Source organism: Mycobacterium cajalii (genome assembly GCF_045809005.2).
Lineage (GTDB): Bacteria > Actinomycetota > Actinomycetes > Mycobacteriales > Mycobacteriaceae > Mycobacterium.
In genome coordinates this window covers 5,959,487-5,980,156 of record NZ_CM141436.1, presented here as the reverse complement: position 1 = coordinate 5,980,156, position 20,670 = coordinate 5,959,487, and the positions used below count along the sequence as shown (strand labels likewise).

Annotated in this window: 23 protein-coding genes and 2 pseudogenes; 13 read left to right on the top strand and 12 right to left on the bottom strand. The window is 67.6% G+C overall.

Annotation, left to right across the window (positions count from 1 at the left end; genetic code table 11):
- Positions 1-45: 45 nt before the first annotated feature.
- The 3 genes from ACJ512_RS28730 to ACJ512_RS28720 all read right to left on the bottom strand — a co-directional run bounded on the left by ACJ512_RS28730 (position 46) and on the right by ACJ512_RS28720 (position 3,495).
- Positions 46-891, bottom strand: a complete 846-nt coding sequence (locus tag ACJ512_RS28730) for a class I SAM-dependent methyltransferase (protein ID WP_407686142.1) — start codon at positions 889-891, stop codon at positions 46-48.
- Positions 888-1,496 carry a DUF2249 domain-containing protein gene (locus tag ACJ512_RS28725; protein WP_407686178.1) on the bottom strand — a complete coding sequence of 203 codons (609 nt, stop codon included), beginning with the start codon at positions 1,494-1,496 and terminating at the stop codon, positions 888-890. The genes ACJ512_RS28730 and ACJ512_RS28725 overlap by 4 nt, the downstream gene beginning before the upstream one ends.
- A gap of 112 nt (positions 1,497-1,608) precedes the next feature.
- A complete protein-coding gene (locus ACJ512_RS28720; protein WP_407686143.1) occupies positions 1,609-3,495 on the bottom strand; it encodes a molybdopterin-dependent oxidoreductase in 1,887 nt (628 codons plus the stop codon).
- 55 nt (positions 3,496-3,550) lie between these two features.
- Between ACJ512_RS28720 and fdxA the strand changes: the two genes are divergently transcribed.
- From fdxA to ACJ512_RS28705, 3 genes are read left to right on the top strand one after another with little or no spacing between them, the layout of a single operon-like run.
- Positions 3,551-3,904 (top strand): ferredoxin, encoded by a 354-nt coding sequence (gene fdxA, locus ACJ512_RS28715; protein WP_407686144.1) that lies wholly within the window; start codon positions 3,551-3,553, stop codon positions 3,902-3,904.
- Entirely contained in the window at positions 3,901-4,575 is a 675-nt protein-coding gene (locus ACJ512_RS28710) for a helix-turn-helix transcriptional regulator (protein WP_407686145.1), read from the top strand. Before fdxA ends, ACJ512_RS28710 begins: the two co-directional genes overlap by 4 nt.
- Positions 4,572-5,009, top strand: a complete 438-nt coding sequence (locus ACJ512_RS28705; RefSeq protein ID WP_407686146.1) for a hypothetical protein — start codon at positions 4,572-4,574, stop codon at positions 5,007-5,009. The genes ACJ512_RS28710 and ACJ512_RS28705 overlap by 4 nt, the downstream gene beginning before the upstream one ends.
- Before the next feature lie 351 nt (positions 5,010-5,360).
- Here the strand turns inward: ACJ512_RS28705 and ACJ512_RS28700 are convergent.
- A pseudogene (locus tag ACJ512_RS28700) lies at positions 5,361-5,702 on the bottom strand (transposase); the annotation flags it as partial.
- On the opposite strand from ACJ512_RS28700, the pseudogene ACJ512_RS28695 reads away from it, so the two are divergent.
- Positions 5,700-5,903: pseudogene (locus tag ACJ512_RS28695) on the top strand (IS630 family transposase); the annotation flags it as partial. The pseudogenes ACJ512_RS28700 and ACJ512_RS28695 sit on opposite strands and share 3 nt — an antisense overlap.
- 111 nt (positions 5,904-6,014) lie before the next feature.
- Here the strand turns inward: ACJ512_RS28695 and ACJ512_RS28690 are convergent.
- A complete protein-coding gene (locus ACJ512_RS28690) occupies positions 6,015-6,704 on the bottom strand; it encodes a hypothetical protein (protein ID WP_461479918.1) in 690 nt (229 codons plus the stop codon).
- 502 nt (positions 6,705-7,206) lie between these two features.
- On the opposite strand from ACJ512_RS28690, the gene ACJ512_RS28685 reads away from it, so the two are divergent.
- The 3 genes from ACJ512_RS28685 to ACJ512_RS28675 all read left to right on the top strand — a co-directional run bounded on the left by ACJ512_RS28685 (position 7,207) and on the right by ACJ512_RS28675 (position 8,864).
- A complete protein-coding gene (locus ACJ512_RS28685) occupies positions 7,207-7,488 on the top strand; it encodes a type II toxin-antitoxin system RelE/ParE family toxin (RefSeq protein WP_407686149.1) in 282 nt (93 codons plus the stop codon).
- A 15-nt stretch (positions 7,489-7,503) separates the two neighbouring features.
- A complete protein-coding gene (locus tag ACJ512_RS28680) occupies positions 7,504-7,788 on the top strand; it encodes a HigA family addiction module antitoxin (RefSeq protein WP_407686150.1) in 285 nt (94 codons plus the stop codon).
- Between the two features lie 332 nt (positions 7,789-8,120).
- Positions 8,121-8,864 carry a TrkA C-terminal domain-containing protein gene (locus ACJ512_RS28675; RefSeq protein WP_407686151.1) on the top strand — a complete coding sequence of 248 codons (744 nt, stop codon included), beginning with the start codon at positions 8,121-8,123 and terminating at the stop codon, positions 8,862-8,864.
- Positions 8,865-8,871: 7 nt separating this feature from the next.
- Here the strand turns inward: ACJ512_RS28675 and ACJ512_RS28670 are convergent, their stop codons facing one another.
- Genes ACJ512_RS28670 through ACJ512_RS28660 form a run of 3 tightly spaced genes read right to left on the bottom strand, consistent with a single transcriptional unit; the run spans position 8,872 to position 11,376 of the window.
- The gene (locus ACJ512_RS28670; RefSeq protein ID WP_407686152.1) at positions 8,872-9,609 is read right to left on the bottom strand and encodes a DUF732 domain-containing protein; all 738 of its coding nucleotides are present in this window, start codon (positions 9,607-9,609) and stop codon (positions 8,872-8,874) included.
- A 46-nt stretch (positions 9,610-9,655) separates the two neighbouring features.
- On the bottom strand, positions 9,656-10,276 hold the full coding sequence (locus tag ACJ512_RS28665; protein ID WP_407686153.1) for a hypothetical protein: 621 nt from the start codon (positions 10,274-10,276) through the stop codon (positions 9,656-9,658).
- 47 nt (positions 10,277-10,323) lie between these two features.
- Positions 10,324-11,376: a phosphotransferase family protein gene (locus ACJ512_RS28660; RefSeq protein WP_407686154.1), complete on the bottom strand. Its 1,053-nt coding sequence runs from the start codon at positions 11,374-11,376 to the stop codon at positions 10,324-10,326.
- Positions 11,377-11,509: 133 nt separating this feature from the next.
- On the opposite strand from ACJ512_RS28660, the gene ACJ512_RS28655 reads away from it, so the two are divergent.
- The 5 genes from ACJ512_RS28655 (at position 11,510) to ACJ512_RS28635 (ending at position 15,314) form a co-directional block, all read left to right on the top strand.
- The gene (locus ACJ512_RS28655; protein ID WP_407686155.1) at positions 11,510-12,454 is read left to right on the top strand and encodes a class I SAM-dependent methyltransferase; all 945 of its coding nucleotides are present in this window, start codon (positions 11,510-11,512) and stop codon (positions 12,452-12,454) included.
- 97 nt (positions 12,455-12,551) lie between these two features.
- Positions 12,552-12,794: a hypothetical protein gene (locus ACJ512_RS28650; protein ID WP_407686156.1), complete on the top strand. Its 243-nt coding sequence runs from the start codon at positions 12,552-12,554 to the stop codon at positions 12,792-12,794.
- 22 nt (positions 12,795-12,816) lie between these two features.
- A complete protein-coding gene (locus ACJ512_RS28645; protein WP_407686157.1) occupies positions 12,817-12,972 on the top strand; it encodes a hypothetical protein in 156 nt (51 codons plus the stop codon).
- A 148-nt stretch (positions 12,973-13,120) separates the two neighbouring features.
- A complete protein-coding gene (locus ACJ512_RS28640; RefSeq protein ID WP_369741379.1) occupies positions 13,121-13,825 on the top strand; it encodes a response regulator transcription factor in 705 nt (234 codons plus the stop codon).
- A complete protein-coding gene (locus ACJ512_RS28635) occupies positions 13,803-15,314 on the top strand; it encodes a sensor histidine kinase (RefSeq protein WP_407686158.1) in 1,512 nt (503 codons plus the stop codon). Before ACJ512_RS28640 ends, ACJ512_RS28635 begins: the two co-directional genes overlap by 23 nt.
- Here ACJ512_RS28635 and ACJ512_RS28630 read toward each other — a convergent pair.
- Positions 15,311-15,793, bottom strand: a complete 483-nt coding sequence (locus tag ACJ512_RS28630) for a lipoprotein LpqH (RefSeq protein ID WP_407686159.1) — start codon at positions 15,791-15,793, stop codon at positions 15,311-15,313. The two genes, ACJ512_RS28635 and ACJ512_RS28630, sit on opposite strands and share 4 nt — an antisense overlap.
- A gap of 135 nt (positions 15,794-15,928) precedes the next feature.
- On the opposite strand from ACJ512_RS28630, the gene ACJ512_RS28625 reads away from it, so the two are divergent.
- Positions 15,929-17,809 carry an alkyl/aryl-sulfatase gene (locus ACJ512_RS28625; protein ID WP_407686160.1) on the top strand — a complete coding sequence of 627 codons (1,881 nt, stop codon included), beginning with the start codon at positions 15,929-15,931 and terminating at the stop codon, positions 17,807-17,809.
- On the opposite strand, the gene ACJ512_RS28620 is transcribed toward ACJ512_RS28625, so the two are convergent.
- The 3 genes from ACJ512_RS28620 to ACJ512_RS28610 are packed head-to-tail and all read right to left on the bottom strand — an operon-like array spanning position 17,799 to position 20,660.
- Positions 17,799-18,773, bottom strand: coding sequence for an NADPH:quinone oxidoreductase family protein (locus tag ACJ512_RS28620; RefSeq protein ID WP_407686161.1), 975 nt, complete (start codon positions 18,771-18,773; stop codon positions 17,799-17,801). The genes ACJ512_RS28625 and ACJ512_RS28620 overlap by 11 nt on opposite strands.
- Positions 18,773-19,429, bottom strand: a complete 657-nt coding sequence (locus ACJ512_RS28615; protein WP_407686162.1) for a TetR/AcrR family transcriptional regulator — start codon at positions 19,427-19,429, stop codon at positions 18,773-18,775. Before ACJ512_RS28615 ends, ACJ512_RS28620 begins: the two co-directional genes overlap by 1 nt.
- On the bottom strand, positions 19,377-20,660 hold the full coding sequence (locus tag ACJ512_RS28610; protein WP_369736460.1) for an acyl-CoA dehydrogenase family protein: 1,284 nt from the start codon (positions 20,658-20,660) through the stop codon (positions 19,377-19,379). Before ACJ512_RS28610 ends, ACJ512_RS28615 begins: the two co-directional genes overlap by 53 nt.
- Positions 20,661-20,670: the final 10 nt, after the last annotated feature.

Sequence of the window (20,670 nt, the reverse complement as noted above, 5' to 3'; positions counted from 1 at the left end):
TCCAATACTCGGTGCCGTTGTTGAGCTTCCGCTCGATCCGCCCCGTCAGCTTCGACGTTGCTGGCCGTCACCGGCGTTGCCGGTGGGTTTGTGAGCGACGATCGCAACGGCGGTCAACCGCTCGCGGTGCGTGCGGAAGGCGCCACGCATCAGGGCGATTCGGCGGCGGGCCTCAGGGTGGATCAACAGGTTTTTGGTGAACCGCAACGCCCCCAGGAGGCCTTCGTCGGCGATCAGGCGTCGCGGTCGTAACAGCGCCATCGGCGCGGTCGCGACATGGTCGACGACCAGACCATGGTCCGCCAGCAGTCGTGTCCACTCGGCAACCGTCAGGGGACGGGCGTTGACTTTGATCGCTCGGGCAAGCGACTGCCGGACGTCGGTCTTGAGCTCATCGGAGACGGTGTCGGGCGTCAACGCGAGCTCGTGTACGGCGTAGCGCCCGCCCGGCCGCAGCACCCGCGACGCCTCTGCCACGATGGCGTGCTTGGCCGGGTCGCCTTGCATTGTCAGCATCGCCTCACCGATGACGACGTCTCTACTGGCAGCAGGCAGGCCAGTCTTAGCCGCGTCGGCGACCCGGACCTCCCCCCGTCCATTAATGACGTTGCGAACTGACCGAGCGGCGTCGGGGTCTTGCTCGACACCTACGTATGACCGGGGACGCCGAGCAAGGATCTCGGTCGCCGTGCGGCCGAGACCTGGGGCCAGCTCGAGCACGTCGGTGTCGGTCACACCGGCGTCGGACAGCAGCGTGCGGGTCAGCCCAATACCGCCAGGGCGCAATACCCGCTTGCCCAGCCGCGCCAGCAGCCAATGCCCTTGCACGGCCTCATCGCCGCGGCCGGACCACGGCAGCGTGGATTCATTGTTTTGGCCGACGTTGCTCATCGGTCGACTTGCCGCACGGTGGGGGTCAGGGGCAGGATTTCCCGCTTTTGGTGCACGGTCAGGTAACGCAGTCCGTCCGGACCGGCGGTGAACTGTCGCCGTGACCGACGCGGTAGCCACACGAAGGCGCCGGGGGCGAGGTCGATGGTGTCCTGCTCGGTGGTCAGCTGGCCGCTGCCGGAGAGCACGTGGATCAAGACGTCGACGTCGGCCCCGGTGTGCGTGTCGATTCCGCCGTTGGGTGCCAGCGCGATGACATTCGAGTCCAGGTCACGTTCGCGGACCTGCAGCTTCCACTCCACCCCGGGTACACCCGGTTCCGCGTCGGCAGCCGCGATATCGGCGGTGTTCGCCACAATCCGCGGCAGCGGGGTGGTGGTGAGTTTGCTGATCCGGATCCGCCAGACCGTCGGGCCCTTCTCGAGGTACTCCCAGCCGTAGCTGCCGACGTGATCGGCCTCGAATTCCTCATGGAGGTGCTGGGGGTCGTGGTTGTTGACCAGCACGAATGAGCCCCCGACCGGCAGGTCGGCGTAGGTGGCGAAGATCGCCGGATGCTTGTCGGGTTTGCGCAGCTGTCGCACGTCGAGTTCGTTGTCTACCATATCTTCTCGCATCTCCCATAGTTTTTACAAATACACTTGTGTAAACACTAACGCATCAGTGTGCGATAGGGAAGCCTTGCCTACATTCCAAAGGCGTCCGTTGCTCGACGCCTTAGATGGTTTGGTGACGTCCGAAGAATTCGTGGTCTTCGTTGTAACCGCCGTAACCGCTGCCGAGCTCGGAGTAGTGCGCGACAAACTCAATGCCCTTGAGCCACTTCACATGCCGGAAGCCGTGCTGCAATTCATTGCGTAGCCGCAGCGGCGCCCCGTGGCCGTAGCTCACCGGTTCGCCGTTCATGTCGTAGGCCAGCATGGTCAGATGGTTGCTCATCTGCTCGATCGGGTGCGCGACATAGTAGATCCCGCCGTCGGCGCCGGGACCCAGCGAGTAGAACACCACCCATTTGGCCTCGGGCAGCGGTTTGACGATGTCCATGATCGTCTGCATCGACACGCCACCCCATTTGGCGACACCCGACCAGCCCTGGATGCAGAAATGTTGGGTGATCTGTTCGTGGTAGGGCAGGTCATGCAGCTCGGCCAGCGAGAACTCGGTCGGGTGCTCGACGAGGCCGTAGACCCGTAGCCGCCAATCCACGAAGTTGTTCTTCTCCAACTCCTTGTACTCAACGGTCTCCGGGTAGGTGCCGTTGTGCCAGAAGTACGGCGAGATGTCGTTTTCGGTGAACGCGCCCGGCTTCGGGTTGGTGTACTCGAACAGCCGCTGCAGCGGCCCGATGAGTGCGTAGCCGACCCGCTGCACCACCCGGGGGTGGCGATAGGTGAACGGCGTGGCGGCCACCCAGCCGACGGCCACCACCACCATGGCCGCGGTGAAGATCGCGAACCCGACCCAGCTGTTGTCGTCGCGGGCGGCGAACATGTGGTTGAGGTTCCGCAGCGCCTCGGTGGCGAAGACCATCGTGACGTGGGTAACGATGAAGAACAGGAAATACACCAGCACCAGGAAATGCAGCGACCGCGCGGTCTGGATGCTCAATCGCTTGCTGATCACGGTGAGACGCATCGACAGCGCCGGCGACATCCCCAGCCCGGTGATGACCGCAAGCGGTGCGGCGATGAAGACGGTGGTGAAGTAAGCCATCAATTGCAGCGCGTTGTAGGCCACCCAGGTGTGGTCGGTCGGCCAGTGCAGCGACAGGTATTGGATCGCAACTGATGCGGCGTTGGGAAAGACATCCCAGCTGGTCGGCACGATGTGACGCCATTGCCCGGTCGAGAACAACAGCACGTAGAAGACCGCGCCGTTGAGCAGCCACACGACGTCGACACCGAGATGCCACCAGCGCGCCAGCCCGATGGAATGGCGAATCCCCGGCAACCCCAACTGAGCGGGCAGCGCAACCGAATCGTCCTTGGCCGTCCACAGCGGGTCGTCCGGCACCGGCTTGGCCACCCGCAGCCACTCGTCCTTGCCGGGCGTGGCGTTGCGACTGAAGTACAGCCGCGGATGATCGCACAGGATCTGCATGCCCGAGCGGATGATGAACATCATCAAGAACAGGTTGAAAAAATGCGTCCAGCCCACCCAGGCCGGGATGCCCGCGACGACCCCGGAAGGCACATGGGTACCGGGATACCGCTGGATGAAGGCCTGCACCGCCGGCATGTTGTGCAGGCCTTTGCCCACCGCCACCGCCGCGACCAACAGGGCGAACCCAACGGGAAGCAGCCACAGCAGGTTGAACCACTTGTCACGACCGACCCGCAGTCGCGGCGCAATCGCCCGCTTGTCTTCGAGCCCGCCGGCCCAGGTCTCCGGGTCGACGATGTCCTCGGCACGCAGCAGTTCCGCGCGATAGCCCACAGCGTGATCCCCGTTGCGGCCGTCCTTGTTGGGCTGGAACTTTCCGCCGTCCTGCGCGGCGGTAACCAGGGCGGTTTCCGGCGAGTCGACGTGCCCGCCAGCGCCACTGCTTTCATCCCGGGATTTTCCATCCTGGGACTGTGGGGCGTCGAGTTGATTGTCGGGCATCGGATCTCGCACCCTCCCTAGTTTTCACAATATCTCCTTGTGTAAACTCTACGTCATGACGTATGTGATCGGGAAGCCATGTGTTGACGTGATGGATCGGGCCTGCGTGGAGGAGTGCCCGGTGGATTGCATCTACGAGGGCGGCCGGGCGCTCTACATCCATCCCGACGAATGCGTGGACTGCGGAGCGTGCGAGCCGGTCTGCCCGGTGCAGGCGATCTACTACGAAGATGACCTCCCGGAGGACCTGCAGCCCTACCTGGCGGACAATGCAGCGTTCTTTTTCGAAACCCTCCCGGGTCGCGACGAGCCGCTGGGGTCACCGGGCGGGGCCGCCAAGATGGGCCCGCTCGGCGTCGACACGCCACTGGTGGCCAGTCTGCCCAAGCAGGATGCAAACGGAGCGTGAGCGTTATCGCCGGGTCATCCGAGGAACACTCCAGTCGCCGTCGTGGCGTGCTGCGGGTATTGAAGGCGGCGCCCGGCCCGATAAGCATCACCGCGATCGCCGACGAGCTGGGTGTGCATCCCAACACCGTCCGCTTCCATCTGGACACATTGGTCAGCGACGGCCGGGTGGAGCAGGTCGAGCCGGACCGTAAACGACCGGGACGCCCGCCGCTGATGTTTCGTGCGATCCCGCGGATGGATCCCGGTGGACCGCGCCATTATCGGCTGCTCGCCGAGATTCTCACGACGAGCCTTGCCGCCGGCCGCGATCCACGTGCCAAGGCGCTAGCCGCGGGCCGGGCCTGGGGGCGGCAGTTGGAATCGCCGGCGCCACACGGCAAGAAGATGGGCGCAAAGGAATCGATCGACCACCTGGTCGGGGCGCTCGATGAGCTCGGGTTCGCCCCCGAGCGCCGCGAATCCGGCGGGGAGCAGCAGATTGGCTTGCGGCACTGCCCGTTTCTCGAACTCGCCGAAACCCGGGCCAGTGTCGTCTGCCCGATTCACCTGGGGCTCATGCAAGGAGCCCTGGAAGGCTGGGAGTCGCCGGTCGCCGTCGACCGCCTGGACGCGTTCGTCGAACCGGATCTGTGTCTGGCCCACCTCACACTGGAAGGAACTACCCGGTGAGCGGCGGATCAGCGGTGGCCGTCGCCGTCACCTTCGTGTGGCTGGGCATGGTGCTCGCGATCTCGTTTCTGGAAGCACCGCTGAAGTTCCGCGCACCCAACGTGACGAGGCAGATCGGACTGGGGATCGGGCGCCTAGTCTTCCGCGCACTTAACCGCATCGAGGTTGCGTTTGCCATCGTCCTTGCGACGGTGGTTCTGGCGAACCCACCGCCGGCAGGCGTCATCGCGGCATTCCTGACAGCCTTCGCCATGCTCGGCACCCAGTTAATCGCCGTGCGACCGTTCTTGAACCGACGTTCTGACAGGGTCCTTGCCGGCCTGAACGCTCCCCGCTCTCGCGGCCACTACGCGTACGTCGGTCTGGAGGCGGTCAAGGTGATTGCATTGGTGGTTGCGGGGGTGCTTCTACTGTCCGGTCACCCTCTGACGTGACGGCGACGATGGGCGAGCGGCCGGATGACCATCGAGGAATGGACCCGCAGACCACGCGCCAAGGCCGGCTGGTGTCTGGTGAAGGCACGCCATTGAAGGGCGGCGGCGCTGCGTTGGATCGTCAGCCTTTGACACGGTCTTCCGACCTGAGCGGCCACGCCCGCCATCCGCTGACTGCTTTAGGCCAAAGGCCGGCTGTGGACACCTGCGGCGAAAGGATAGTAACGCAATGAGTTTTCGCGACGACGGCAAGGTGTATCTCGAAGTCGGGGTCAACGAGGAGGTCGGTGGCGTCCCAGGAGCGGTGTAAAAGTGGCCTGACGTAGGCTTCGCTCGCTTGCGTTCATGATTCTATGCGGTGGCGCTGACAAGCTCGGTCGGCGCCGCGCCGGTTTCGGTGTGATTTCCCGAATTCTTTTGTGGCAGTTGGGTTAGCGGGTCGTGCAGCATGCGACGCAGATCTTGCAGGAGCCGTAGCCCGGCCGGGGTCATAGTGAACCCGCGCCATCCGGCCGAGGCGCGGTCGAGCACCGCCCACACCAGTTTCAGGCAGGAGTGTTCGCCGGGCAGCCAGCCGATCACCTTGACGCGGCGCCGCGTCTCGCCGAAGGTGCGCTCGATGAAATTGGAGTGCCGCACCCGTGTCCAATGCTCACGCGGAAACCGCAGATAGACCGTCAGCGATTCGCGGTCATCGAACGCTGGTTCCGGGAACTGACCGACAAAGCGTTGCGGCGCGGGGTCTTCCAGTCCGTGCCCGACCTCGTCGCCTCGATCCAGGAATACATCGACGCTCACAACAGCGACCCAAAACCCTACGTGTGGACCGCCACCGCCGAGTCCATCCTCGCCAAGGTTGCGCGCGGTCGGATCGCCCTCGAAAAAGTCAGCTAATTACAGGACACACCACTAGCTGGGCTTTGGCGCGTCCGTCGCAGGGACTGACTGGCTGGAGGCGATCGGCCGCTGCTTCGACGCCGGATGCGTTGTGCGACAAGGACGTCATCAGGGCGCCGCCGTGCTGGCGTACTGAAGCATCGCCTCCGAAGACGCTGGTGCGTCGGGCGGTGCGATGGTAAGGCTTGTCGGCCTGATTCGGTAGCGGGTGCCGTCGGCCGGGTTGGTGACGTCGAAGCCTTCGGAGGAGTGCACTGCGTTTGGGAGTTCGATGCTCGCACCGTCGCTGAGGCGGACGCCGCGGTAGTAGAAGTCGCCGGGTTGGATCTCGCAGATGACCAGTAATGACTGCGTGGTTCGGGCCATGACAGCTGGTTGAGTTCCCGGGTCGCAGCGTGCACCGGGGTAGGCGATCCAGCCAAGCCTGTCGGTTCCCGGCAGACTTTCGATGCTTGGCTGCGCAGTTGCCGCGGCGGGCGATTCAGGCGCCGGTGTCGCCGTGGTAGTCGACTCCCGGTCAGGAGGTGGCGGCGTAGCCCACGATGCCGGAGTGCTCGTAACCGGGTACGGCGCCGCGGCCTTGTCATGCGTGCGCATCAACGCCCAACCGCCGAACCCGACCGCCAGCGCGACCACGCTGGTACAGGCCAGCAGCACACCAACGCGACCCCAGGTCAAACCCCACGACTGGCGGTGAATTTCCACGGTCTCGTCCTCCGACGACCACGCCAGATTGGCCGCGGCCTCGGTCGGCGGCGGCACTAGCGTCGTCGCGTCACCGTCGTCACCCGCGGCCATGGTGTTCGGTTGGTCGGCGCTGTCATCGTTAGAGGTAGTCGTCGTCGTTCTCCTGCCTGCCAAGAACCGCCTAGGTATTAGTAGGATGCCACTTGCCGCGTTGCTCAGTAGGGCAGTTAGCGGTAGGTCCGCAAACCCACTCCTCTGAGCGGCTCCCAGCTCGAGTGCGAGGTCGATTTGGGTGCTGTTGTCGACGATGTCGCCGAAGCTGCGGTTTAGCACGGACGCTGTACCTACAGAAACTGTTGTGCCGCAATACATTAACGGATGCACCCGGACGGTCTCCTGGCGGTCGGATACGCCAGAAGGTTAGGGGTTCGAATCCCTTCGGGCGCGCGCAGGTCAAGCCGTTTTCGCGGCCGTCGGCGGGGCGATTTCCTACGTTTGACGACACCACTCCTGTTGATCGTCGACGACGCTGAACACCCGACTCCTGAGCAACTGCCTGTACTGCGGGATGTACGACGGTTGCCCGTGTAACGCTACGCGGTACACTTGAATGGTGATTCGGGCGTTCGCCGACAAGGACACAGAGAAACTGTTCAACGGACGCCGAGCCAAGAAGTGCAGCCCGGAACTCAGCGACCGAGCGCTCCAAAAGCTTCTGATGCTCAACGCGGCCAACCGGATCAGTGACCTCAGAATGCCGCCCGGAAACCATCTCGAAGCCTTGGTTGGTGATCGCAAAGGCCAGTACAGCATCCGCATCAATGACCAATACCGCATCTGTTTCGTATGGACCGCCGCCGGCCCGCGGGACATTCAAATCGTCGACTATCACTAGGGAAAGGACATCACTATGAGGGATATTGCGCCGGTTCACCCTGGCCGGATTCTCGCCGATCAGTACCTCACCGAACTTGGTCTTTCACAGCGCAAGCTCGCGGACCTGATCGATGTACCGCCGCGGCGCATCAATCAGATCGTTCACGGTCAGCGTGCCATTACACCCGACACGTCGTTGCGGCTCGGGAAGCTGTTCGGCCAGTCGGACACCTATTGGTTGAACCTCCAGAAGCACTACGACATCGAAGTCGCACGTGAAACAGCCGACTTGAGCCGCGTTCAAGTTCTGGCGTCATAGCCGGTCCTAGCCAGGGATCAACCAACGTGGGGAAGCGGATCCCTGTCTCGGGTCGGCGGCGTCAAGGGCAACGGGGTCCAAGTCAGTTGACCGCCTTCGAACACCGCCGGCGCCCCGTCGCCGAGCCTGGCGGCGGACGACAGTTCTGACGACAACGCCGACGACAGTCAGGTATCCCTGCATTGTGGGCTACTCGGTGGTCGGGCTTCCATCCTTGCTGTTCACGCTGTCTTCCCGTGCCTACGGATCGGAAGGTTAGGGGTTCGAATCCCTTCGGGCGCGCTTCTTCCGGCAGGTGTTTACCGAATTGCTCGTCGGGGCAAGCTCCGGACATGTACGCGATCGCCTCACTGCTCGCGGTGCTGGCCGTTTCGCTGCTCGTCACCAGGGTCGCCACCGTGGTGCTCGCCGCCTCCGGGATGTCCGGGGAGTCCGCGCGATTCCAGGCCCGGTCGGCGTTCACCGGTGCCGGCTTCACCACCACCGAGTCCGAGGTCGTGGTGTCGCATCCGCTGCGCCGCCGGGTGGTGATGCTGCTGATGCTGGTCGGCAACATCGGCTTCGTCGCGGCCGCGAGTTCGCTGATCCTCGGTTTCCGGGGCGGCGCCACGGGGGCCTCGTGGATGCGGGTCATCGAGCTGGCCGCGGGATTGATCGTGCTGGTGCTTTTGTCCCGCAGTCCCCGGGTGAACCGCTGGCTGACCGGGCTGATCGGCCGGGCGCTGCACCGCTGGACCGACCTGGCGGGCCGCGACTCGACGGTGCTGGCCGAGCTCGGCGGCGGATACGTGGTCAGCGAGCTGGCGATCGCCGCGGACGACTGGGTGACCGGGCGCACACTCGAGGAACTCGGGTTACCGGACGAGGGCCTGCTGGTGCTGCGGATCAACCGGAAGGGCGGCGACGACGTGGCGTGTCCGGTCCCGGGCAGCCGGCTGGCGAGCGGCGACGTGGTGGTGCTCTACGGCCACACCGACGCGATCACCGATCTCGACCACCGCGGCATCGCCGACGGCGACGAATCCCACGCCCGTGCGGTGGACCGACACGCGGTCCGCGGCGGCGCTCGCGGGTGACGCTGGCTTACCGGTGGCCCGGCAGGGCTTGCAGATCGCCCTCGATGCCCTGCAGATCGCCTTGAATGCCTTGCAGTTTGCCCTCGATGGCCTGCAGGTCGGACAGCGCCTTGTCCAGGCCCGGTTGCGTCTCGCCCAAGCTTGCGGGATGGAACTGCGGGCAGTAGGAGACGATCGCGCCGGCGGTGACTGCGGTGCTCTGGTCGGCGTCCCAGATCGACGATCGCTGCACGAAGCGGACGGCGTCGGCGAAGTCGGCTCGGTTCTTCAGGAATTCGCAGACGGCATGCCCCTGGGTGGCGACGTAGTCGCGTCCGGGAACGGGCACGCCTTGCTGCTGCAGCGCGTCGGTGAGCGCCTTGTCGGCGATGCCGGACGTCGAGGCGGGAGCCTTCGTCGGCATGGCCGGGGCGGGTGGCGCCGTCCGCGGCGTGGTCTCGGCCGGCTCCGCCGCCGGCGGTGCTTCGCGGCCCGCGAGGATCACCACCACCGCGGCCACGACCGCCAGCAGAGACAGCGGCAACACCGCCAGGGGACCGAAGCGGCGCAGCGCGCTCTTGCGGCGCCGCCCGACCGGGCCGGCAGGTGCGATGACGCCGCCCGGCGCCGCCGGGAGGTGGCCCAGGCGTTCGTCGAGCAGTTCGTCGACCCGCTGGGTCGACGGTTGACCGCCCTGTTCGCGAATCGACCGGCGCCCCAGGGCAAGGAGCCGCAATTCGGAGTCGATCGTCTCGCGATCGCGCATGTCAGTCAGTCTGCGGGGGCGGCGGGGTTGTCACAAGTCCTCGTACTCAGACCGGCGCCCAGGTGGCCCAGGCCTCGCCGAAATCCAGGGTCGCCGCGGACGGGCGGGCGGTGCCGATGATTTCGCGGAAGTGGTCTTGCCAGCCCCACCAGAGGCAGATGATGAAGACGTATTGGTACCAGCTGAGCTGGTAGCCGTCGGGTATGGCCTCGCCCTTGTTCTCCGGCGCGAACACGGCGATCGCCAGCAGGCCGATCACCACCGACGCCGGGAGCTCGATCTTGCCCTCCCGCCAGATGTGCACTCCCCGCGGCCGTGGTCCGTCCGGGGTCAGTTCGAAGCCGTTGGGCAGCTCTTCCACGTGGCCGTGGCTCCATCGGTGAGCGCCGTACAAGACGTCGGCGATGTCGGGACGGCCGTCCGGCAGGTCCGACCGCACCGGTATGGGAAAGCGGCTCTGGTCGAAGTCGATGCCGGGTGCCGCCATCGCGCCGAAGATGTCGAGCGAGTCACGTACCGTACGTTTGAACCTGGCTGCCAGCCCCTGCTGCGGATATCGCCGCGCCGCGGTCTCGGCGAGAGCGTTGCAGGCGTGGTTCATCGCCGAATCCCATTCACGCCTTTCCCAATGGTCCAGCGAGCGCCTCACCGAGTCCCCGACTTCCACACGTTGAAGGTTAGCTGGACAACGCCCGGATATGGACCCTTTGTCGATCAGGACCCGCTGTCGATGAGGGCGAGCGCCCGCTCGAACAGGTGGACCGTGGCCGCGTGGAGCTGGTCGCCGACCTGCTTCTCGGCTTTGCCCGCACACGCCCGGGCCAGGGTGCCCTCGATCACGATGCCCAACTTGAAGCAGGCCAGCACGGTGTACCAGGTGATGTGCGACAGGTCGCGAGTCGTGTTGGCGGCGTACCGGGCGAGCAGCTCGCCGGTGGCGGCCAGCCCGTCGTGACCGCCCAGCGCGTGGCTGAACACGCTGGTCCCGTCGGGCTGGCGCCAGGTGGCCAGCAGCCAGCCCAGGTCCAGCAGCGGGTCGCCGATCGTGCACATCTCCCAGTCGACGATGGCGACGACGTCGGGTCCGGTGCGGGAGAACATCACGTTGGCGGCGTGGTAGTCGCCGTGCATGATGCCGGGCGTCCAGCTCGCCGGCCGGTGGCCGTCCAGCCACGCCGAGACCCGGTCGACCCCCGGGATCTGCGGCCCCGGGTAGTTCTCGTACTGCTGGTAGGACTCCAGCTCCGAAAGCCAGCGCGGCACCTGCCGTTCCAGGAAGCCGTCGGGCTTGCCGAAGTCGGCGAGGCCGACGGCGACGTGGTCGACGGCGCCCAGCCTGGCCAGCGCCTCGGCCATCGACAGTCCCATCCCGTGCCGCACGCCGGCGTCACCGGCATGCAGCGGCGGCAGCCCCTCGCCGGCGTTGAACCCGTCGACCGGGTCCATCAGGTAGAAGACCGCGTCGCCGAGGACGCCGGGGTCGTCGCACGTGGCGATCAGGCGCGGGTGCGGGACGTCGGACCCAGCCAGTGCCGCGAGGACTTTCGTCTCCCGCAGGATCACGGTGTTGCTGCGCGGGCGCAGGTGCCGCGGTCCGCGCCGCAGGACGTAGGGCCGGCCGGCGCGAGTGAACCGCAGCATGACGTTCTGCGTTCCACCGGTGACGGGCGAGACGTCCTCGAGGGGGCCCTCGCCCAGCCCGCGCCCCGTCATCCACTGCGCCACGGCATCGAGGTCCACAGGACTGTCCTGCGGCGTGGGTGTCATGGCGCTCCTCTGCCAACCTGTGGGGCCCCTGGGAAAGAGCGTAGGCCACCGGCGCCGGACGCCCCGGCCCCGCGGCGGCTGGAACAATAGTGCGTAGAACTAACTTACTTGCGGGCTGGGAAGGGAACTGGCGATGGCGCGTACCGACAACGATTCCTGGGACATCACCCAAAGCGTGGGAGCCACCGCGCTCGGTGTCGCCGCGGCCCGCGCCGCGGAGACCGAAAGCGACAACCCGCTCATCAACGACCCGTTCGCGCGCGTGTTCGTCGACGCCGCCGGCGAGGGCATGTGGAGCATCTACGCCGACCCCAAGCTGTTGGCCAAGGCCGTCGAGCTCGAGCCCGAAGTGCGGACGCGGATCCAGCTGATGATCGACTTCATGGCCACGCGGACAGCGTTTTTCGACCAGTTCTTCCTCGCCGCCGCCGACGCCGGCGTCCGGCAGGTGGTGATCCTGGCGGCCGGCCTCGACGCGCGCACCTGGCGGCTGCCGTGGCCCGCCGGGACGGTGGTCTACGAACTGGACCAGCCCAAGGTGCTCGAGTTCAAGTCCGACACCCTGCGCGGCCACGGCGCCCGCCCGGCGGCGGAGTTGGTGAACGTGCCGGTGGACCTGCGCCAGGACTGGCCGAAGGCGCTGCGCGAGGCGGGATTCGACCCGTCGCAGCCGAGCGTGTGGTCGGCCGAGGGGCTGGTCCGTTACCTGTCGGCCCAAGCCCAGGATCTGCTGTTCGAGCGGATCCACGAGCTCAGTGCCCCGGGCAGTTGGCTGGCCTCAAACGTGCCCGGCGAGGGGTTCACCGACCCGGAACTGGTGCGGCGCCAGCGTGCGGACATGCAGCGCATGCGCGCCGCGGCCGCCAGGCTGGTCAACGCCGAGATCACCGACTTCGACGAACTGTGGTACCCCGAGGAGCGCACCGCCGTCGACCGCTGGCTGCGCGAGCACGGCTGGGACACCTCGGCGCAGACCTTCCCGGAGCTGATGGCCCGGTACGGGCGCAGCATCCCGCGGGGCGCCGAGGACTCGATGCCGCCAACGCTTTTCGTGTCGGCGCAGCGCCGGGCGGGCTGAGGGGCCCTTCTGGCTAACTCGCCGGGCGTCCCGGCGAGGTTTAGACATACGTCGAACGGGTATTGGTGGGCGTACGGAAATCGATCTCTCGAGCACAGTGGAGGTCCCCATGCGCGGTCGCGGAATCATCGGCGCGGTTGTCCTGGTGTGGCTGGTCATCGGAGTGATCGCGACGTGGCAGCGCGGTTACTTCACGGGCGGGTCGACCAGCTGTGTCACGGCGGGCAACGTCGCGCTGACGGTTCTGGCGGGGCCGTTGAACTACGCGGGCGTCGATCCGAAGGTCAAGGACTGCCGCATACCGCAACCCAGTTCGATGCCGGCGACCCCGGTGTCCTAACCCTCAACCGAAGGAAGTCGAAATGATCGTCTTAGGTGTGGTGCTGCTGATTCTCGGGTTCGTGTTCAAGATTTCTCTGTTGTGGACGCTCGGCATCGTCGCGCTGGTGATCGGTGCCGTGCTGTGGATCATGGGCTCGGTGGGCCGCCCCGTCGCGGGCCGGCGTTACTGGTACTAGACATTCACCGAACAAGATCGCGTGACCGCTTCGCGGTCACGCGATTTTGTTTCACAGCCCGCGCATAGCAACGCCTTAGCGGCGGCTCAGGCGGCCGCGCATACTGGAACTCGTGACGCAGCCCAGGGCCTCGGTAGAGCGGGTCGTCATGTGCCGCGCCGACGGCAACCCGATCAACGTGCTGGTCGTCGACGACGAGGCCGTCCTCGCCGAGATGGTGGCGATGGCACTGCGATACGAGGGTTGGAGCATCGCCACCGCCGGAGACGGGACCTCGGCCATGGCGGCCGCGCGCGCCCAGCGTCCGGACGTGGTCGTCCTCGACGTGATGCTGCCCGACATGAGCGGGCTGGACGTGCTGCGCAAACTGCGCGAGGAGAATCCGCAGCTGCCGGTGCTGCTGCTGACCGCCAAGGACGCGGTGGAAGACCGCATCGCGGGGTTGACCGCGGGCGGCGACGACTACGTCACCAAACCGTTCAGCATCGAAGAGGTGGTGCTGCGGCTGCGGGCGCTGCTGCGGCGGACCGGGGTGACCACCCTTGACAGTGGCGCCCAACTGGTGGTCGGTGACCTGGTGCTGGACGAGGACAGCCACGAGGTCACCCGCGCCGGCGAGCCGATCGCCTTGACCTCCACCGAGTTCGAGCTGCTGCGCTTCATGATGCGCAACTCCAGGCGCGTGCTGAGCAAGGCGCAGATTCTCGACCGGGTGTGGAGCTACGACTTCGGCGGCCGCTCCAACATCGTGGAGCTCTACATCTCCTACCTGCGCAAGAAGATCGACAACGGTCGTGAGCCCATGATCCACACGCTGCGCGGGGCGGGCTATGTCCTCAAGCCGGCCCGCTAGCAGCGGGTCGCGACCGTCGGCCAACCCGCGGCGGGTGTGGTCGCTGCGGCTGCGGCTGCTGGTCGGGCAGGTCGTGGTGCTCGCCGTGGTGTGCATCGGGATCACCGCCGCGACCGAGCTGTCGCTGCTGCGCCACCTCGTGACCCAGCTCGACGGGCAGCTCGCCGGGACCTCCTACCGCTCGGCGCTGATGTATCCCGAACGGAACCACCCCGGCGGGAAGTGGATGCACCGCTATTGGCGGCCCGGGCCCGGGCCCATGTTCCTCGACGCCCCGGGCCAGCCCGCGGGCATGGTCGCCGCGGTGGTCAGCGATGGCAGGACGGTGGAGGCCGGCTACCTGACCTCCAGCGGCACCCGGGCCGACGTGACCCCCACCGCCCAAACGCAACTCGCGAACATCGCGGGCAGCCGCACACCGGTGACACTCGAACTCGACGGCCTCGGCCGCTACCGCGTCATCGGCGCCCCGAGCCGCAACGGCGACGACATCATCGTCACCGGCCTGTCGATGTCCAACGTCGACGCCACCATGATCCGCATGCTGGTCATCCTCGGCATCGTCACCGTGATCGCGCTCGTCGCCGCGACGACCGCCGGTGTCGTCATCATCCGGCGCGCGCTGGCACCACTGCGTCGCGTCGCCCAGACCGCGCGCGAGGTCGTCGAAACCCCGCTGGACCGCGGTGAGGTCGAGCTGCCGGTGCGGGTCCCCGAACCCGACGCCAACCCGCACACCGAGGTGGGGCAGCTGGGTTCGGCGCTCAACCGGATGCTCGACCACATCGCCGCCGCGCTGTCGGCGCGCCAGGCCAGCGAGACCCGCGTCCGCCAGTTCGTCGCCGACGCCAGCCACGAGCTGCGCACCCCGCTGGCCGCGATCCGCGGTTACACCGAACTCACGCAGCGCATGGGGGACGACCGCGAGGCGGTGGCCCACGCGATGAGCCGGGTGGCGTCGGAAACCGAGCGGATCACCCGCCTCGTCGAGGACCTGCTGCTACTGGCCCGCCTGGACTCCGGCCGTCCGCTGGAGCGCGAGCCGGTGGACCTGTCGCGGCTGGCGGTCGACGCGGTCAGCGACGCGCACGTCGCCGGGCCGGACCACAAATGGGAGCTTGACCTGCCCGAGGAACCGGTGATCGTCACCGGCGACGCGGCGCGGCTGCACCAGGTGGTCACGAACCTGCTCGCCAACGCCCGCATCCACACCGGCGCGGACACGATCGTCACGACGAGGCTGAGCACCGAACCCGGACACGCCGTGATGCAGGTGATCGACGACGGACCGGGAATTCCGGCGGCGCTTCAATCGGAGGTGTTCGAGCGGTTCGCGCGCGGTGATTCCTCCCGCTCCCGCAAGGGGGGCAGCACCGGACTGGGCCTGGCGATCGTCTCCGCGGTGGTCCGCGCGCACCACGGGACCATCACGGTGGACAGCGCACCCGGTCGCACCGAATTCACGGTGCGATTACCGCTCGGCGATTAGCTGGAGCAGGTGACGTCGATTTCGAATGGCTTGTTCACCGGCTGCATGGGGTTTGCCATGTCCACGCCCGTGGCCGTGCCGGTGATCGTGTAGCTGTTGCCCTTCTTGGTCGCCGAGGCATCGCCCTGGCCGGTGCCCGGCGTATAACCGAGCGTCACCCCGTTGACATTGCCCAGCCCGACGGATTTCACCTGGGGAGGGTTGGCGTCGGTGAGCACCGCGGCGATGCCGGTCGCCGAGCCGCCGATCGCGATGTTGACGGTGCCGCCGGTGGTGCTGCACACCGTTGTGCCGCTGACGTTTTGGTCCTTGCCGTCGATGATGACCTTGGTGCCGGCCGATCCGGTGGCGCTCGCCGGCGCGCTCGTCCCCGAGCTGGACCCGGAACCGCTGGTGGTCGACTTGTTGCTCGAACAACCGGAAATTCCCGCCGCCAGAATCGCCGCTCCGGTCACCGCGACCGTCAGTCCACGCTTCACTCGTGCTCCTTTGCCCGATGTTGACGGTCCTTCGAATTTCGGGACCGTGCGGGAAGTATGCGGGTTTGCGGGAGCAAAGACCAGGGCCGGGGGAAACTCTTTCCGTGTTCATTAGCTGCTGCACGTGACAGGCTATTGTCCGTGAATCACAAACCCCCCACCACGGTCATCGAGTCGGCGCATCGCGCACACGATCTGCCGTTCGAGGACACGACGGATTTCCGCGATGCCGACCGCGGCTTCATCGCGGCCCTGTCCCCGTGCGTCGTCAAGGCCGCCGACGGCCGCGTCGTGTGGGACAACGACGCCTACGCCTTCCTGGGCGGCCCCGCGCCGGCGACGGTGCACCCCAGCCTGTGGCGGCAGTCGACCCTGGCCGCCAAACAGGGCCTCTACGAAGTGGTTCCGGGAATCTATCAGGTGCGCGGCCTCGACCTGTCCAACATCACCTTCGTCGAGGGCGACACCGGGATCATCGTGATCGATCCGCTGGTGTCCACCGAGGTGGCCGCCGCGGCGCTGGGACTGTACCGCGCCCACCGCGACGGCGAGCGCCCCGTGGTCGCCGTCATCTACACCCACAGCCACGTCGACCACTTCGGCGGCGTCCTGGGCGTGACCTCGCAGGCCGAGGTGGACGCCGGCGCGGTGGCGGTGCTGGCCCCGGAGGGGTTCATCGAACACGCGGTGCAGGAGAACGTGTTCGCCGGACCGGCGATGACCCGGCGGGCCACCTACATGTACGGGACCCTGCTGCCCCGCGGCCCGCACGGCCAGGTCGGCTGCGGGCTGGGGCAGGCCCCGTCCACCGGTGAGGTGGCCGTCATCGTCCCGACGGTCGTCATCCGGCGGACCGGCGAGAAGCACACCCTCGACGGCGTGGAGATCGAGTTCCAGATGGCGCCCGGCACCGAGGCGCCGGCCGAGATGCATTTCTATTTCGCGCGTTTCCGCGCGCTGTGCATGGCCGAGAACGCCACCCACAACCTGCACAACCTGCTGACTCTGCGCGGCGCGCTGGTGCGCGACCCGCACGCGTGGTCGGGCTACCTCACCGAGGCGATCGACACGTTCGCCGACCGCGCCGACGTGGTGTTCGCCTCCCACCACTGGCCGACCTGGGGGCGCGAGAGCATCGTCGAGTTCCTGTCGCTGCAGCGAGACCTGTATGCCTACCTGCACGACCAGACGCTGCGGTTGCTGAACCGCGGCCACACCGGGGTGGAGATCGCCGAGATGTTCCAGATGCCGCCGGCGCTGCAGCGGGCCTGGCACACCCACGGCTACTACGGCTCGGTCAGCCACAACGTCAAGGCGGTCTACCAGCGCTACATGGGCTGGTTCGACGGCAACCCGGCCCGGCTGTGGCCACATCCCCCGGAGGCGATCGGGCCCCGCTACGTGGCCGCGATGGGCGGCATCGACCGGGTGGTCGAGCTGGCCGCGGCGGCGTTCGAGTCCGGCGACTTCCGCTGGGCGGCAACGCTGCTCGATCACGCGCTGTTCACCGACAGCGGCCACGGCCCCGCCCGTGAGCTGTACGCCGACACCCTCGAGCAGCTCGCCTACGGCGCGGAGAACGCGACCTGGCGCAACTTCTTCCTCAGCGGCGCAACCGAACTGCGCGACGGCAACTTCGGCACCGCCACCACCGCGACGTCGCTGTCGCTGCTGACGCAGCTCACCCCGGAGCAGATCTTCGACGGCCTGGCCATCCGCGTCGACGGGCCGCGCGCCTGGGGACTCGACCTCGACCTCGACGTCGAGTTCGCCGAGCCTGCGGCGAACTACCGGCTCACGCTGCGCAACGGCGTGCTGATCTATCGGAAGGGGGCCGCCGACCCGGTGACCGCTTCGGTGACCGTGAGCGTGGGCAGCAAGCTCCGGCTGCTGACCGTCGCGATGGGCGACTTCGACTCGCCCGGGCTGCGGATCTCCGGCGACCAGTCGGCGCTGCAGGCGTTTCTCGGCGTGCTCGACGAGCCCGACCCTGCCTTCAACATCGTCACGCCGTGACGTCGATGACGACCTTGCCGATCGCCTTGCGGTCGGCGACGTGCCGCAACGCGGCCGCCGTTTCGGCCAGCGGGAATCGCGCGCCGATGTAGGGCCGGACCGTGCCGGCGGCGAACAGCTGCGCCAGCTCAGCCATGTCACGTGCGGCGTCGTCGGGCCGGTCGGCCATGAAGGTGCGGATCTCCATGCCCCGCACCGTGATGCCTTTGAGCAGAACGAGATTCAAGGGGATCGACGGTATGGTCCCCGCGGCGTAGCCGAGGGTGACGAACGTCCCGCCGCGGGCCAGGGCGCGCAGCGCCGGCTCCGCGTACGGTCCGCCCACGGGATCGAGGACCACCCGGGCGCCGTCGCCGGTCAGCTCGCGGATGCGCGACTTCAGGTCCTCGGTGGCGTAGTCGACGACCGCCGCGGCGCCCCGCTGCAGGCACAGCGCGAGCTTGTCCGGGCTGGACGCCGCCGCGAGCACCCGGGCGCCCATGGCCACGGCCAGGTCGACGGCGGCCAGCCCTACGCCGCCGGCGGCGCCCAACACGACCACCCAGTCTCCTTGGCGCGCTTCGGCGATCGAGCGCAGGGCGTGGTAGGCGGTGCGGTAGGTGACGCCGAACGCGGCCGCCGAGGCGTAGTCGGCGCCGTCGGGGATGGGCGTCACCGACGGCGCGTCGAGCAGGGCCTGCTCGGCGAAAGCCCCGGTGGGCGTGGTGGCGGAGACCCGCTGGCCCGGCCGGAACGGCGCGCCCGCGCCGACCGCCACGACCTCGCCGGCCAGCTCGCTGCCCGGGACGAAGGGCACCGGGATCTTGACCTGATACCTGCCCGCGATCAGCAGCACGTCGGGGAAGTTGACCGCGGCGGCGTGGACCCGCACCACGACCTGGCCGGGGCCCGGGGCCGGGTCGGCCAGCTCGTCGACGACCAGGTCCTCCGGTGCGCCGTAGGAACGACAGACGACCGCGCGCATCAACCGACCCCCAACCCGTGCAGGCAGAACCGCACCACGTGCGCGATGTCGTCGGGGCCGGGCCGGTCGGCCGACCCGACGTAGCGGCGCATGGTGGCGGCCGTGCAGTCGAACACGGCGTCGACGTCGCGGTCCACGTCGGTGCTGCCCAGCGCGGCAACGGGTGTCAGGAGCAGGTCCCGCAACGGGCGCATCATCTCCTGGTCGGCCGCCCGCCAGTTCGTGGCCGCCGACAGCTGCCCGGCGGCCGCGCGGCTCATGCTGATCAGGTGCGGATCGGCGACCTGCGCCAGCGTGCCCTCGATCCAGCGGGCGACCTGGTCGGCCGGTCGCGACTCCTTGGCCATCTGGTGCTCGAGATAGGAGACCACGATCGCCACGCCCCGTTCCATGACGGCCAGGATGAGGTCGTCCTTGCCGGCGAAATACCGGTAGAACGCCTTGTTCGACGAGCCGGCCTCGGTGACGATGTCGCTGACGCGCGGCGGCTCGGGCGCGACGCGTTCCATCACCCGCACCGCGGCGGCCAGGATGCGTTCGACCTCCTCGGTGGCCTCCCGCTGACGGTCGTCGAGCGCGCGTTCGACGGCCGCGGTGACCCGGTCACCGGTCAACGAGGTCCCCGTATTTGGCGCGGGCGGCCTCGCGGCGGACATCCAGCATCTCGCTGGGCCACTCGGCGTCTTCGGCCTCGTACCCCTTGAGCAGCATCTTGGCCAGGTTGACCTTGTGGGCCTCGGTGGGGCCGTCCGCCAGCCCGAGCACCACGCCGCCGAGCAGGACGTTGACCAGCGGCAGCTGGTCGGTGGTGCCCAGCGCGCCGTGCACCTGGATCGCGCGCATGCCGATCGATTTCAGCACCTGCGACGCCAGGATCTTGCAGGCGGCGATCTCCTGGCGGGCCGCGTGCTCGCCGGCGGTGTCGATGAGCCAGGCGGCGTGCAGCACGGCCAGCCGGAAGGGCATCAGCTCGGTGTAGGAGTCGGCGACGAACGCCTGCACCAGCTGCTTGTCGGCCAGCGAACTACCTTGGGTGAAACGGCTTTTCGCGCGCCGCGACATCATCTCGACGGCGCGCTGGGCCACGCCGATCGAGCGCATCGCGTGGTGCAGCCGCCCACCGGCCAGCCGCGCCTGCAGGATCATGAAGCCCTGACCGGGCTCCCCGAGCAACGCGTCGGCGGGCACCCGCACCCCGTCGTAGTGCACCAGGGAATGCCCGGCCTCGTGGGGCAGCGCACCGACGAGGTGGTGGGTGGCCTCGACCTTCAGCCCCTCGGTGCCGGCCGGGATCAGGAACGTCGAGGCCCCGCGGTGGACCGGGACGTCGGGGTCGGTGATCGCGACGACGATGAAGAACGAGGCGACAGATGCGTTGGAGGAGAAGTACTTCCGCCCGGTGATCACCCAGCCGTCCCCGTCGGGCACGGCGCGGGTGGTGAACACGCGGGGGTCGGAGCCGCCCTGCGGTTCGGTCATCGAGAAGCACGAGAAGATCTCGCCGGAGAGTAGCCCGGACAGGTATCGGTCCTTCTGCTCCCGGGTGCCGAAGCGGGCGATGATCTCGGCGTTGCCGGTGTCGGGCGCCTGCGTGCCGAACACGATCGGCGCCCACGGGCTGCGGCCCAGGATCTCGTTGATCAGCGTGAGCTTGACCGCCCCGAATCCCTGCCCGCCCAGTTCGGGGCCCAGATGCGGTGCCCACAAACCGTTGTCGCGGACCTGCTGCTTGAGCGGGTCGACGATCCGGCGGCGTTCGTCGTTCAGTGGCAGGAACTCGCAACCGGGGAACACCACCTCGAGGGGTTCGACCTCCTCGCGCACGAACTCGCGGATCCAGTCGAGTTTCTTCTCGAACTCCGGCTCGGTGGAGAAGTCCCAAGGCATCGAAGGCTCC